General features: G+C 61.3%; 11 protein-coding genes. 8 read left to right on the top strand and 3 right to left on the bottom strand.

The window, feature by feature from the left end:
• The first annotated feature begins 316 nt into the window (after positions 1-316).
• The 5 genes from dppA to dppF all read left to right on the top strand — a co-directional run bounded on the left by dppA (position 317) and on the right by dppF (position 6,010).
• Entirely contained in the window at positions 317-1,924 is a 1,608-nt protein-coding gene (dppA, locus tag GKN89_RS16535; protein ID WP_154747384.1) for a dipeptide ABC transporter periplasmic-binding protein DppA, read from the top strand.
• 170 nt (positions 1,925-2,094) lie between these two features.
• Positions 2,095-3,114, top strand: coding sequence for a dipeptide ABC transporter permease DppB (dppB, locus tag GKN89_RS16530; RefSeq protein WP_154747383.1), 1,020 nt, complete (start codon positions 2,095-2,097; stop codon positions 3,112-3,114).
• Positions 3,115-3,125: 11 nt separating this feature from the next.
• Positions 3,126-4,028 (top strand): dipeptide ABC transporter permease DppC, encoded by a 903-nt coding sequence (dppC, locus tag GKN89_RS16525; protein ID WP_025160406.1) that lies wholly within the window; start codon positions 3,126-3,128, stop codon positions 4,026-4,028.
• A gap of 15 nt (positions 4,029-4,043) precedes the next feature.
• Positions 4,044-5,024, top strand: a complete 981-nt coding sequence (dppD, locus tag GKN89_RS16520) for a dipeptide ABC transporter ATP-binding protein (protein ID WP_019452581.1) — start codon at positions 4,044-4,046, stop codon at positions 5,022-5,024.
• Complete coding sequence (gene dppF / locus GKN89_RS16515; protein ID WP_060424251.1) at positions 5,021-6,010, top strand: dipeptide ABC transporter ATP-binding subunit DppF; 990 nt, start codon at positions 5,021-5,023, stop codon at positions 6,008-6,010. The genes dppD and dppF overlap by 4 nt, the downstream gene beginning before the upstream one ends.
• A 295-nt stretch (positions 6,011-6,305) precedes the next feature.
• Here dppF and bcsG read toward each other — a convergent pair whose 3' ends face one another.
• The 3 genes from bcsG to bcsE are packed head-to-tail and all read right to left on the bottom strand — an operon-like array spanning position 6,306 to position 9,719.
• Complete coding sequence (gene bcsG / locus GKN89_RS16510) at positions 6,306-7,961, bottom strand: cellulose biosynthesis protein BcsG (protein ID WP_154747382.1); 1,656 nt, start codon at positions 7,959-7,961, stop codon at positions 6,306-6,308.
• Positions 7,958-8,164 carry a cellulose biosynthesis protein BcsF gene (gene bcsF, locus GKN89_RS16505; RefSeq protein ID WP_025160405.1) on the bottom strand — a complete coding sequence of 69 codons (207 nt, stop codon included), beginning with the start codon at positions 8,162-8,164 and terminating at the stop codon, positions 7,958-7,960. The genes bcsG and bcsF overlap by 4 nt, the downstream gene beginning before the upstream one ends.
• On the bottom strand, positions 8,151-9,719 hold the full coding sequence (bcsE, locus tag GKN89_RS16500; protein WP_019452577.1) for a cellulose biosynthesis protein BcsE: 1,569 nt from the start codon (positions 9,717-9,719) through the stop codon (positions 8,151-8,153). Before bcsE ends, bcsF begins: the two co-directional genes overlap by 14 nt.
• Positions 9,720-9,908: 189 nt before the next feature.
• Here bcsE and bcsR point away from each other — a divergent pair, with 189 nt between their 5' ends.
• The 3 genes from bcsR to bcsA are packed head-to-tail and all read left to right on the top strand — an operon-like array spanning position 9,909 to position 13,444.
• Positions 9,909-10,100 carry a cellulose biosynthesis protein BcsR gene (gene bcsR, locus GKN89_RS16495; protein ID WP_033649881.1) on the top strand — a complete coding sequence of 64 codons (192 nt, stop codon included), beginning with the start codon at positions 9,909-9,911 and terminating at the stop codon, positions 10,098-10,100.
• A 3-nt stretch (positions 10,101-10,103) separates the two neighbouring features.
• Positions 10,104-10,844 (top strand): cellulose biosynthesis protein BcsQ, encoded by a 741-nt coding sequence (gene bcsQ, locus GKN89_RS16490; RefSeq protein ID WP_019452575.1) that lies wholly within the window; start codon positions 10,104-10,106, stop codon positions 10,842-10,844.
• The gene (gene bcsA, locus GKN89_RS16485) at positions 10,841-13,444 is read left to right on the top strand and encodes a UDP-forming cellulose synthase catalytic subunit (protein ID WP_154747381.1); all 2,604 of its coding nucleotides are present in this window, start codon (positions 10,841-10,843) and stop codon (positions 13,442-13,444) included. The genes bcsQ and bcsA overlap by 4 nt, the downstream gene beginning before the upstream one ends.
• Positions 13,445-13,484: the final 40 nt, after the last annotated feature.

Genomic DNA, 13,484 nt, shown 5'->3' with positions numbered 1-13,484 from the left:
CATAAATTTTCATGCTGGAACTGTTAACAAAAGGTTTTTTTTATGTTTGTTTGCTGTTTCTCACAGTCTGCGTAAATCCCCACTGGTTATATTGACGACACCCCAAACAGTTGGCAACTTGATAGCCTCAGGGATAAGAGCGAGAGTTGTTTGAGTGAATTCCACGCGCTCAGACGTCCCCGCCGCGATGCGTTCCATCCGGCATTCTCTCCTCTCATACCTTCTGCCTTCGGGCACCGACCGCACAGGCCACGCAATAAAAAATACAGGTCTGGCGGCAATTACACACATCACATCACACAATGGAGCACTAACGATGACACGTTCCTTGGGTAAATCGGGGGTTCTGAAATTCGGCATTGGGCTGATCGCGCTGACCGTGGCGGCCAGCGTACAGGCCAAGACGTTGGTTTACTGTTCTGAAGGTTCCCCGGAAGGGTTCAACCCGCAGCTGTTCACCTCCGGCACCACCTACGACGCCAGCTCGGTACCGATCTACAACCGTCTGGTCGAATTCAAAATCGGCACCACCGAACTGCAGCCAGGTCTGGCGGAGAAGTGGGACGTCAGCGAAGACGGCAAAACCTACACCTTCCACCTGCGCAAAGGCGTGAAATGGCAGAGCAGCAAAGATTTCAAGCCGACGCGCGATTTCAACGCCGACGACGTGGTGTTCTCCTTTGAGCGCCAGTTGGATGCCAACAACGCCTATCACAAGGTGTCCGGCGGCAGTTACGAATACTTCGAAGGCATGGACATGCCTAAGCTGATCGCCAAGATCGAAAAAGTCGACGACAACACCGTGCGCTTCGTGCTGAATCGCCCGGAGGCACCGTTCCTGGCTGACCTGGGCATGGACTTCGCGTCCATCCTGTCTGCCGAATACGCTGACGTGATGATGAAAGCCGGCACGCCGGAGAAAGTCGACCTGAATCCGATCGGCACCGGCCCATTCCAGCTGCTGCAATACCAGAAAGACTCCAAGATCCTGTACAAGGCGTTCGACGGTTTCTGGGGCACCAAGCCGAAGATCGATCGCCTGGTGTTCTCCATCACGCCTGACGCCTCCGTGCGTTACGCCAAACTGCAGAAAAACGAATGCCAGGTGATGCCGTATCCGAACCCGGCCGATATCGCCCGCATGAAGCAGGACAAGTCCATCAACCTGATGGAACAGCCGGGCCTGAACGTGGGCTACCTGTCGTTCAACGTCGAGAAAAAGCCGCTGGATAACCTGAAGGTACGTCAGGCGTTGACCATGGCGGTCAACAAGCAGGCGATCATCGATGCGGTCTATCAGGGCGCGGGCCAGGCGGCCAAGAACCTGATCCCGCCGACCATGTGGGGCTATAACGACGCGGTGCAGGATTACGCTTACGATCCGGCCAAGGCGAAAGAGCTGCTGAAAGAAGCGGGCATGGCCGACGGTTTCAGCATCGATCTGTGGGCGATGTCGGTACAGCGTCCTTACAACCCGAACGCGCGCCGCATGGCGGAAATGATCCAGGCCGACTGGGCCAAGATCGGCGTGAAAGCCAAAATCGTGACCTATGAGTGGGGTGAATACCTCAAGCGCGCCAAAGCGGGCGAGCACCAGACGGTGATGATGGGCTGGACCGGCGACAACGGGGATCCGGACAACTTCTTCGCCACGCTGTTCAGCTGCGCGGCGGCGAAAGACGGCTCCAACTACTCCCGCTGGTGCTACAAGCCGTTTGAAGATCTGATTCAACCGGCGCGCGCCGAATCCAACCACGACAAGCGTATCGAACTGTACAAACAGGCGCAGGTGGTGATGCACGATCAGGCTCCGGCGCTGATTGTCGCACACTCCACCGTGTATGAGCCTGTGCGTAAGGAAGTGAAAGGCTACGTCGTGGATCCGCTCGGTAAGCATCACTTCGAGAATGTCTCTGTAGACTGATTTCGACCGCTTTACCGGAGACGCACGAATGGACTTGCAGGGGCGCAACAGGTTTGCGCCTCTGCTGACCAGTCTCCGGCGTATGGCCGTCGAATCGTTCAAAGGCATGTGAGCGTTAATAAGCCTGGCGGACGATGAGCTGCCGGGCATTGATACAGAGAGTTCGGGATATGTTGCAGTTCATACTCCGACGTTTGGGGTTAGTTATCCCAACGTTTATCGGCATTACGTTGCTGACTTTTGCATTCGTCCATATGATCCCCGGCGACCCGGTGACCATCATGGCCGGGGAACGCGGTATCTCCGCCGAGCGCCACGCGCAGCTGATGGCGGAAATGGGGCTGGACAAGCCGCTTTATCAACAATATTTCTCCTACGTGTCCAACGTGCTGCACGGCGATTTGGGCACCTCACTCAAAAGCCGCATCTCCGTCTGGAGCGAGTTCGTTCCGCGCTTCCAGGCTACGCTGGAGCTGGGTTTCTGCGCGATGCTGTTCGCGGTGCTGGTGGGCATCCCGGTCGGGGTGCTGGCGGCGGTCAAACGCGGCTCGGTCTTCGATCACACCGCGGTGGGCATCTCGCTGACCGGCTATTCGATGCCAATTTTCTGGTGGGGCATGATGCTGATCATGCTGGTGTCGGTGCAGCTTAACCTGACGCCGGTATCGGGGCGCATCAGCGACACGGTATTCCTCGACGACAGCCATCCGCTGACCGGCTTCATGCTGATAGACACCCTGATCTGGGGCGAGCCGGGCGACTTTATCGATGCCGTGATGCATATGATCCTGCCGGCCATTGTGCTGGGCACTATCCCGCTGGCGGTGATCGTGCGCATGACCCGCTCCTCGATGCTGGAAGTGCTGGGCGAAGACTATATCCGCACCGCGCGCGCCACGGGCGTGAGCCGCATGCGGGTGATCGTCGTTCACGCGCTGCGCAACGCGCTGCTGCCGGTGGTGACGGTGATCGGGCTGCAGGTCGGCACCATGCTGGCCGGCGCCATTCTGACTGAAACCATCTTCTCCTGGCCGGGGCTCGGCCGCTGGCTGATCGACGCGCTGCAGCGCCGCGATTACCCGGTGGTGCAGGGCGGGGTGTTGCTGGTCGCCTGTATGATCATTCTGGTTAACCTGCTGGTAGACGTGCTCTACGGCGTGGTCAACCCGCGTATTCGCCACAAGAAATAAGGGGCGCTCTCATGTCTCAAGTTACTGAGTCTGCAGTTAAAGGTGCGCCGAAGCCGATGACCCCGTTCCAGGAGTTCTGGCACTATTTCAAGCGCAATAAAGGGGCCGTGGTCGGCCTGGTGTATATCGTTCTGATGCTGGTGATCGCGCTCGGTGCCGGGGTGCTGGCGCCGCATGCGCCGGCGGACCAGTTCCGCGACGCGCTGCTCAAGCCGCCGGTGTGGCAAGAGGGCGGCAGCTGGCAATACATTCTCGGCACTGACGACGTCGGCCGCGACGTGCTGTCGCGCCTGATGTACGGCGCGCGCCTGTCGCTGCTGGTCGGCTGTCTGGTGGTGGTGCTGTCGCTGATCATGGGCGTGGTGCTCGGCCTGCTGGCCGGTTACTTCGGCGGCGCGGTGGACGCGGTGATCATGCGCGTCGTCGACATCATGCTGGCCCTGCCGAGCCTGCTGCTGGCGCTGGTGCTGGTGGCGGTCTTCGGGCCGTCGATCGTCAACGCCTCGCTGGCGCTCACCTTCGTCGCCCTGCCGCACTATGTGCGTCTGACGCGCGCGGCGGTGCTGGCGGAAGTGAACCGCGATTACGTCACCGCCTCGCGGGTGGCGGGCGCCGGCGCGCTGCGCCAGATGTTCGTCAATATTCTGCCTAACTGCCTGGCGCCTTTGATCGTTCAGGCTTCTCTCGGTTTCTCGAACGCCATTCTGGACATGGCCGCTCTCGGCTTCCTGGGCATGGGTGCGCAACCGCCGACGCCGGAGTGGGGCACCATGCTCTCCGACGTGCTGCAGTTCGCGCAAAGCGCCTGGTGGGTCGTGACCTTCCCCGGTCTGGCGATCCTGCTGACGGTTCTGGCATTTAACCTGATGGGGGACGGCTTGCGTGATGCTCTCGACCCCAAACTCAAGCAGTAACAGAGGACGAGAGAGATGGCGTTATTGAATGTAGACAAGCTTTCGGTGCACTTCGGTGACGAAGGCACCCCGTTCCGCGCAGTGGACCGCATCAGTTACAGCGTGGATCAAGGCCAGGTGGTCGGCATCGTCGGTGAATCCGGCTCCGGCAAATCCGTCAGCTCGCTGGCGATCATGGGCCTGATCGATTTTCCCGGCAAGGTGATGGCCGACAAGCTGGAGTTCAACGGCCAGGATTTGCGCAAGATCTCCGAAAAAGAGCGCCGCCAGCTGGTAGGCTCCGAAGTGGCGATGATCTTCCAGGATCCGATGACCAGCCTGAACCCGTGCTACACCGTCGGCTATCAAATCATGGAAGCGCTGAAGGTGCATCAGGGCGGCAACCGCCGCACCCGTCGCCAGCGCGCCATCGACCTGCTGACGCAGGTGGGTATCCCCGATCCGGCCTCGCGGCTGGACGTGTACCCGCACCAACTTTCCGGCGGTATGAGCCAGCGCGTGATGATCGCCATGGCCATCGCCTGTCGGCCGAAGCTGCTGATCGCCGATGAGCCGACGACCGCGCTCGACGTGACCATCCAGGCGCAGATCATCGAACTGCTGCTGGATCTGCAACAACGCGAGAATATGGCGCTGGTGCTGATCACCCACGATCTGGCGCTGGTGGCGGAAGCAGCGCATCACATCATCGTGATGTACGCCGGCCAGGTGGTGGAATCCGGCAAGGCGGCGGAGATTTTCCGTGCTCCGCGTCACCCTTATACCCAGGCGCTGCTGCGCGCGCTGCCGGAGTTCGCCGCCGACAAGGCGCGGCTGGCTTCGCTGCCGGGCGTGGTGCCGGGCAAATACGATCGCCCGACCGGCTGCCTGCTCAACCCGCGCTGTCCCTACGCCAACGAGCGCTGCCGTAACGAGGAGCCGGAACTGCGCAGCATTCCCGGCCGTCAGGTTAAATGTCACACACCGCTGGATGATGCGGGGAGGCCGACCGTATGAGCCAGAATCAACCTTTACTGCAGGCGATCGACCTGAAGAAGCATTACCCGGTGAAAAAGGGCCTGTTCGCGCCGGAGCGGCTGGTCAAGGCGCTGGATGGCGTCTCCTTCACCCTGGAGCGCGGCAAAACGCTGGCGGTGGTCGGCGAGTCGGGCTGCGGCAAATCGACGCTCGGCCGCCTGCTGACGATGATCGAAGTGCCGACCGGCGGCGAGCTGTATTACCAGGGGCAGGATCTGCTGAAGCCGGACGTTTCCGCCGAGAAGCTGCGCCGCCAGAAGATCCAAATCGTGTTCCAGAATCCTTACGGATCGCTCAACCCGCGCAAGAAGGTCGGGCAGATCCTCGAGGAGCCGCTGTTGATCAACACGCCCCTCAGCGCCGCCGAGCGGCGGGAAAAAGCGCTAGAGATGATGGCGAAGGTCGGCCTGAAAACCGAGCATTACGACCGTTACCCGCACATGTTTTCCGGCGGCCAGCGTCAGCGTATCGCCATCGCCCGCGGGCTGATGCTGAACCCGGACGTGGTGATCGCCGATGAGCCGGTGTCGGCGCTGGACGTGTCGGTGCGCGCTCAGGTGCTGAACCTGATGATGGATCTGCAGCAGGAGCTGGGGCTGTCCTATGTGTTCATTTCGCACGATCTGTCGGTGGTGGAACACATCGCCGACGAGGTGATGGTGATGTACCTCGGCCGCTGCGTGGAAAAGGGCAGTAAAGAGGCGATCTTCAACAACCCGCGCCATCCGTACACCCAGGCGTTGCTGTCGGCGACGCCGCGGTTGAACCCGGATATGCGCCGCGAGCGCATCAAGCTGACCGGCGAACTGCCCAGCCCGATGAACCCGCCGCCGGGCTGTGCGTTCAACGCCCGCTGCCGCCGCGCCTTTGGCACTTGCGTGCAGCTGCAGCCTCAGCTCAAACAGTACGGTGAGCAGATGGTAGCCTGTTTTGCGGTCGATCAGGACGAACATCCGGGAACGTAAGGCGCCTGAGGTCACTGCGTAAACCCACGCCGGCATAACGCCGGCGTTTTTATTATTTAATCAACGGGTTAATCATTAAACTATCTTCATCACCCGCGATTTAACGACTTTCTTGCTGTAAGTCGGGCGATCGTTATTTTTTTAAGAATCTTCGTATGGCAATAATTATCGGATAATAGAATTTAACGGTTTGTTGTTAATAACATTTTGTCGGTCGATCGGTTTAACTATTTTTATTATAAAAAGCAAATAAAAAAGCACGCCGCCGGCGTGCTTTGAGTTGCTGAGGCCGCGCTTATTGCGGATAGGGCACCCAGTCGCCGCCGTTCAGGCGAATGTAGGGCTTGCCCTGATACTGCACCACGATAGCGTTGTCGTTTTCGGAGATGACCGGGGTCTGCGGCAGCCCCTGCGTCAGCGCCTGCCAGTCGACGCTGGATTCGCTGAAGACTTTGCCGTCCACCAGGCGCGACACCAGTTCAGACAGCGCCAGATAGCTGCTCGGCGTTTTGATCTGCAGCGGGCTGCCCTGATGCGGCGCCTTCATGCCAACCAGTTTGATGCCGACCGGCGTATGGGTAATGTTCGGGCTGGGAATGTCGCGCAGGCCGGACATCTGCATCTTGTCGCCCACCAACGCCGCGCCGTGTTCAGGCACGATCACCACCACCACTTTGCGGCCGGATTTCTCCAGCTGGTCGAGGAAGGTGTTCAGCTGATCGAACAGCTTCTGCGCGCGCGGCTGGTAGTCGGCGCTCTTGTTGGAGCCGACAAAGCGGTTGCCGTCGTGCAGCGGAATGATGTTGAAGAAGGTGGCGGTGCGGCCGTCGCCGCCTTTTTGCTGCTGATCCAGCCAGCGGCTCAGCAATTCGAGATCGTTATAAATCGGCTCGCCGTCGAACGATGTCAGCTCGTTGCCGATGCCGGCCTGCGACATCAGCGGCGCCTGCATGTCGCCCTGTTCGCGCAGCTCTTTCAGGAAGTTGCCGAATACCCCGGAGTGATCGAGCATCAGCTGTTCCTTGAAGCCGAGCTTCGCCAGATTGTCGAACAGGTAACACTGCTGGTTCACCGGCTGATACAGATCGTGATGCGAAAGCTGGCCGCAGCTGGCGCGCAGCAAGCGGATGGCTGCCGGGCCGCTGTAGGCGGTGGCCGAGTTGAAACTGTCGAACATGATGTCCATTTTCGACCACAGCGGATGATTCTGCAGATTGACCGCCTCCATATCGGCCCAGGCCAACGAACAGATGTTGATCACCAGCAGATCGAACGGCTGGGCGTCGGCGGGCAAGGTGGCCGGGAACGCGGTGGCGCGGCCTTTTTCCCGCTCGTAGAACTGATTGAGGTAGGCCGTCAGGTTGGCGCTGGTCGGCGGCAGGCTGTCTGCCGGCGCGGCGTCCCCGGCCGCCGGCGCAGAGGTGGCCGGTGCATTGGCTCCGCCGCTTGAGGCCGTGGAGGTGGCGGGCAGCAGTGAGACCGCCGGCCCGGCGATGTTGACGATATTGAGCCACACCAGCGCCGCTACGGTGAACACCGTGACGCGCACCCACTGGGCAACGAACAGGTAGGCGATAAGCAGCACGAAGGCGGCGCCGACCATCTGCCAGTTGATGAAGCGGTTGACCAGCTCCAGCAGATACTGGGCGCTGAAGCCGGTCAGCTGCGAGCCCTGGCTGAGAATGCTGTTGATGCCCGGCAGCCAGGTGTCGTGATAGAACAGCGCGATGCCGATCGGGATGGCAAGGTAATGGCGCCAGCGGTGCAGGCGTTGCGAGGGGATCGGCATCAGCAGAAACGCCATGAACACCAGGTTTGGCAGCGCATGGAAGTTCAGATAGCCGAACCACAGCAGGGCGAATTTGGCCAGAAAGTAGAGGTTCCAGCCGCCCAGCCCGCGCCAGTAGCGCCACAGTGCGTTATCGGATTGCGTATTCGAGTTTGAATTCATGGCTGCTTCTTATCACGTTTAATCTGAGATGAGGCGCCTGTGCGCACCCACAAACCGGCGGATTTCAAATAGCGCGGCGATAACAACAGGTTTTGCCAGTATTGGCGCAAATGTGGAAAACGCCGATGAAAGGCGTAGCCCAGCGGAATGAAGATCAGCGCGCACAGCAGGATCAGTTGCACGATGTCGTTAAGGTTCAGCATGCTTTTCCTCCTGCGGGCCGAGCGGCAGCGTGAAGGCGACCGGCTGGCGCCGTTCTGTGGGCTCTGCGCTGGCCGCCACGTTCGGACGCGGCGCGGCACCGGCGGCGCCGGTGGCCGAGATCTGCCAGCGCCCCTGGGCCATGCGTTTGATTTCCGAAATGATATCGACATCCTGGTGCCACACCACCCGATTACTGAAGGCCTCATCCACCGGCAGGCGGAAGATGAATTTCAGCGCGGTATCCAGATCGTTGATGCGGCAGGTGGAGAGGAACAGCACCAGTCGCCCCTGCACCACGGTCATCACGTCGCCGAAACGCCGCAGGTGGCACAGGGTCATCGCCTGTTCGGCGCGCAGGCCGGTGGCCGGGCGCAGCGCCACCATCACGCCCTTGCCGTCTTCGGGCAGCAGCGTGTTGCCCATCAGCGAGAGCACCGCCTGGCTGAACGCTTCCGGCCGCATGTAGCCTTTCAGCTGCAGCGGGCGCAAACCGGCCAGCAGCGCATCGATGTCGGCGGGCACATGGCGTGAGAAACGCTGCCCCTGGATGCCCTCAAGCATGGTCAGAAAACGCGACAGCGGCGCGACGTGCGGCACGATCAGGTTGGCGCCGCAGGCCAGCAGCAGCCGTTCGTCGCTGTAACGCAGGCTGGCGCTCATTTCGCGCACCGCGATTTTCATCCCGTTGCCGCGGCTGCGGCGCAGGGTGTGGATCTGGTGCGCCAGGTGATCGATTTGGTCGCTTTGGTACAGGGCGAAAATCAAGGTCGCCGAGAGTCTCAGCATGCCGTGCTGCGCCAGCTCGTCGTTGCTTTCCAGCAGTTGCCAGTTGGCGGACAGCGGCGGCGCGCCTTCCAGAATGCTGCGTTCGGCCAGATACAGGCCTTCGTCGCTGCGCAGGGTGGTGGGGGAGGGCTGGCTATTTTCATCCTCGCCCTGCCAGCCGCCCTCCGCGGCGTACAGCGTCAGCAGCTGATTGGCGTTGATGCCGTTTTCGGTGCTCCACCAGTTCACCAGGTATTGCGCGCTGTCCTGCTGCCATTGCAGGCTGGACAGGCCGTTCAGAATGCGGTGCTGCGCGCTGAGCTGGCCCTTGAGCTTATTGATGCCGCCGCCGTGGCTGAGGATCAGCAACGTGCATTCCTGACGCCGCAGCCAGGCGGCGAGCGCGCGCGTCCACTCGCGCAGTTCTTCGGTGGTGAAGGTTTGCCACAGGCTGGCATGGGCCAGCAGGATCAGTAAGCGATTTTGCGGCCGCAGGGCGCGCATCAAATCGTCGCTCAACTGCGTCAGCGCGGCTTTTTTCTCCGGCAATTGATACAGCGGCAGCTTCTGCAGGGCAGGCGACGCCAGCTCGGCCAATAGGCGATCGGGTTTGTCGCCGCTGCAGATCAGGGCGACTTTGTGGGTGGCCGGTTGGGCGGCGATGGCCTGACGACACAGCAACGCGGCGTCGCTTTGCCGATCGATATTCACCCAATAAAGGCCGGGGGCCTGCATCACCGACAGCTCTTCCCAAATCTGCCGAATGCCTAGAGAAAAAGAGTGCGCCATAGGATGTGTTCTACTTTCGTTGAAAGCCGACTAAAGGCGTTTATATTTAAAGATAGCCATTTTTACTCTGGCAATAACAAATCTCCGACGCTCTGCAACAATATTTGTTGAGAATCATCTTATTGCCTCTCTCTTTTTGTATCGTTGCTATAGTTAATTAACATAGCCTATTTTCGCAAAGGCGGAAGAATGAATAACGCACCCACCCATTTTCGTGCAGCGGCGCCTGGGGAGAGCCAGGATGACCTGCAGGCGCTCAGCCAGGCTTTTTCATTGCCGAAATTAAGCTATGTCGATATTTCACGGCAGGAGCGGTTAACGCAAATGATGACGCGTTGGCCTCTGTTGGCCGAATTGGCGCAGACCACGGGGAGCCACTGATCTATGCCGGTGATCGCGCTGCAAGGGTTGCGGGGTGGAATGGGGACGACGTCGGTCACGGCGGCGCTCGCCTGGGCGTTGCAGCAGTTGGGCGAATCGGTGCTGGCGATCGATTTCACGCCGGATAATCTGCTGCGTCTGCATTTCAACACGCCGTTCGAGCTGACGCGCGGCTGGGCCCGCGCAGAACATGACGGCGGCGGCTGGCGGGAAGGCGCGCTGCGTTATTGCGAAAACCTCGACTTTTTACCGTTTGGCCGCCTGAATGCGGCGGAACGGCTGGAAGTGCAACGTCAATGTCAGCAGCAGCCCGAGCGCTGGCGCGACAATGTGCGCCAACTGATCGCCGGCGAGCCGCAGCGCTGGATCCTGCTGGATGTTCCGGTCGGGGACGGCGCTCTGGCGCAACAGGCGCTGCAGCTTGCCGACAGCGTGTTCGTGCTGTTGAATCCCGACGCCAACTGCCAGGTTCGGCTCCATCAGCAGACGCTGCCGAACGATTGTCGTTTCCTGGTCAATCACTACTCCTCCGCCAGCCAGCTGCAGCAGGATCTGCATCAGCTGTGGCTGCAAACCCTGGGCGGTCTGCTGCCTGTGGTGATCCATCGCGATGAAGCGTTGGCGGAAGCGATGGCGGTCAAGCAGCCGTTGGGCGAGTACCGCCCCGAGAGCCTGGCGGCGGATGAAGTGCTGACGCTGGCCAACTGGTGTCTGATCAATCTTAAACCGGGCGTTGCGCCATGAGTCGGGTGCTGAGCCTGCTGCTGGTGCCGTCGGTGCGTCAGGCGGTGCAGGCGCGCTATCGCGGCTATCGCCGCAGCGGCGCGTCGGCGCTGACCGCCTTTTTCGCCACGCTGCTGGTGGCGTTGGGGTGGCTGCTGCTGCGCTTCGAGTCGCCGGCCTGGCAACGCGTGCGCGCCGGCCGCGCTTATTGGTTCCCGCACCTGTCCGCCGAACGTCCGCGTCCGGCGGATGCGCTGCGCTATCTGCTGCAAGGGCTGTGGCTGCTGCTGTTTCGCAGCGGCCGCGCGCCGGTGCAGCGCGACTATTTCGCCGGCTGGCGCCGCCTGCAGCAGCGCTATGCCGACTGGCTGCAGAGCCTGCCGCAACGGCTGGAAAACGCCGGCGTGGAGCAGCGTTCGGTGGCGCGCCTTGGCCGCATGAGCCGCGGCATGCGGCGCGCGCTGTTTATCCTGATCGGGGTGTTGGCGGCGATCCTCGCCATGCTGTGCATTTCGCAGCCGTTCGATCTGCCGGCGCAGTTCGTGTTCGTTCTGCTGCTGTGGGGAATCGCCATGGTGGTGCGCCGGGTGCCGGGGCGCTTGCCGGGGCTGATGCTGATCGTCCTGTCGCTGACCGTGTCCTGCCGCTACCTGTGGTGGCGCTATACCGCCACGCTGAACTGGGACGATCCGCTCAGCCTGACATGCGGCCTGCTGCTGCTGGTGGCGGAGACCTATGCCTGGGTGGTGCTGGTGCTGGGCTATTTCCAGACCGTTTGGCCGCTTAACCGCCAGCCGGTGCCGTTGCCCGAAGACAGCGCGACCTGGCCGACCATCGATCTGATGGTGCCGACCTACAACGAAGACCTCGGGGTGGTGAAGCCCACCATCTATGCGGCGTTGGGTATCGACTGGCCGAAGGAAAAGGTGAACATCTATATCCTCGACGACGGTAATCGCCCCGAATTCCGGGCGTTCGCTGCCGAAGTCGGCGTGAAGTACATCGCCAGGCCGACCCACGAACACGCCAAGGCCGGCAACATCAACAATGCGCTGAAGCAGGCCACCGGCGAATTCGTGGCGATTTTCGACTGTGACCACGTGCCGACGCGCTCCTTCCTGCAGCTGACCATGGGCTGGTTCTTCAAAGACAAAAAGCTGGCGATGCTGCAGACCCCGCACCACTTCTTCTCGCCGGATCCGTTCGAGCGCAACCTCGGCCGCTTCCGCCAGACGCCTAACGAAGGCACTTTGTTCTACGGGCTGGTGCAGGACGGCAACGACATGTGGGACGCTACTTTCTTCTGCGGTTCTTGCGCCATCCTGCGCCGCAGCGCGCTGGACGAGATCGGCGGCATTGCGGTGGAAACCGTCACCGAAGACGCTCATACCTCGCTGCGTCTGCACCGGCGTGGGCACACCTCGGCCTACATCCGCATTCCGCAGGCCGCCGGGCTGGCGACCGAAAGCCTGTCGGCGCATATCGGCCAGCGCATTCGCTGGGCGCGCGGCATGGTGCAGATCTTCCGGCTCGACAACCCGCTGCTGGGCAAGGGGCTGAAACTGGCCCAGCGCCTGTGCTATGCCAACGCCATGCTGCATTTCCTGTCGGGCATTCCGCGCCTGATCTTCCTCACCGCGCCGCTGGCGTTTTTGCTGCTGCATGCCTACATCATTTTTGCGCCGGCGCTGGCGATCGCGCTGTATGTGCTGCCGCACATGATCCACGCCAGCCTGACCAACTCGCGCATTCAGGGGAAATACCGCCATTCGTTCTGGAGCGAGATCTATGAAACGGTGCTGGCCTGGTATATCGCGCGGCCGACGACGATAGCGTTGTTCAATCCGCACAAGGGCAAATTCAACGTCACCGCCAAAGGCGGCCTGGTGGAAGAGGAACACGTCGACTGGGTGATCACCCGGCCTTACATGTTCCTGGTCGTGCTGAATCTGGCCGGGCTGGCGTTCGGCGCCTGGCGGTTGGCCTATGGCCCGACGGACGAGGTGATGACGGTGATCATCAGCCTGGTGTGGGTGCTGTACAACATGACGATTCTCGGCGGCGCGGTGGCGGTGGCGGTGGAGGCCAAACAGGTGCGCCAGGCGCACCGCGTGGAGATCGCCATGCCGGCGGCGATCGCGCGCGCCGACGGTCATCTGTATCCCTGCACGCTGCGCGATTACTCCGATGGCGGCGTGGGCATCGAGATGCGGGTGGAGAATGCGTTGAAAGACGGCGACAAGGTTTCGCTGTTGCTCAAACGTGGCCAGCAGGAATACAGCTTCCCCTGCGTGGTGACGCGCGCCTTCGGCAACAAGGTGGGGGTGCGCCTGGTCGAGCTCTGTACCCGTGAACATATCGATTTCATTCAGTGCACCTTCGCCCGCGCCGATACTTGGGCGCTGTGGCAGGACGGGTTCCCTGAAGACCGGCCGATCGAAAGCCTGCGCGACGTGCTGGCGCTGGGTTTCCGAGGGTATGTGCGCATGGCGGACTACGCGCCGCCGCTGGTGCGCGGTCTGCTGGTCGGGGTCACTTCGCTGACCGCCTGGGTAGTGTCGTTTATTCCGCGCGGCGTCGGCAGGGATCCGACTTTGGGTCAACAAGAAACAGTGGGTTAGCTGCGAGTTCAACCGCCCGCTCACTCGCCCGGTGAACAGG

Origin of the sequence: Serratia sp. YC16 (assembly GCF_009707615.1) — a bacterium.
GTDB lineage: Bacteria > Pseudomonadota > Gammaproteobacteria > Enterobacterales > Enterobacteriaceae > Serratia > Serratia surfactantfaciens.
This window is presented reverse-complemented; position numbering and strand designations above follow the sequence as displayed.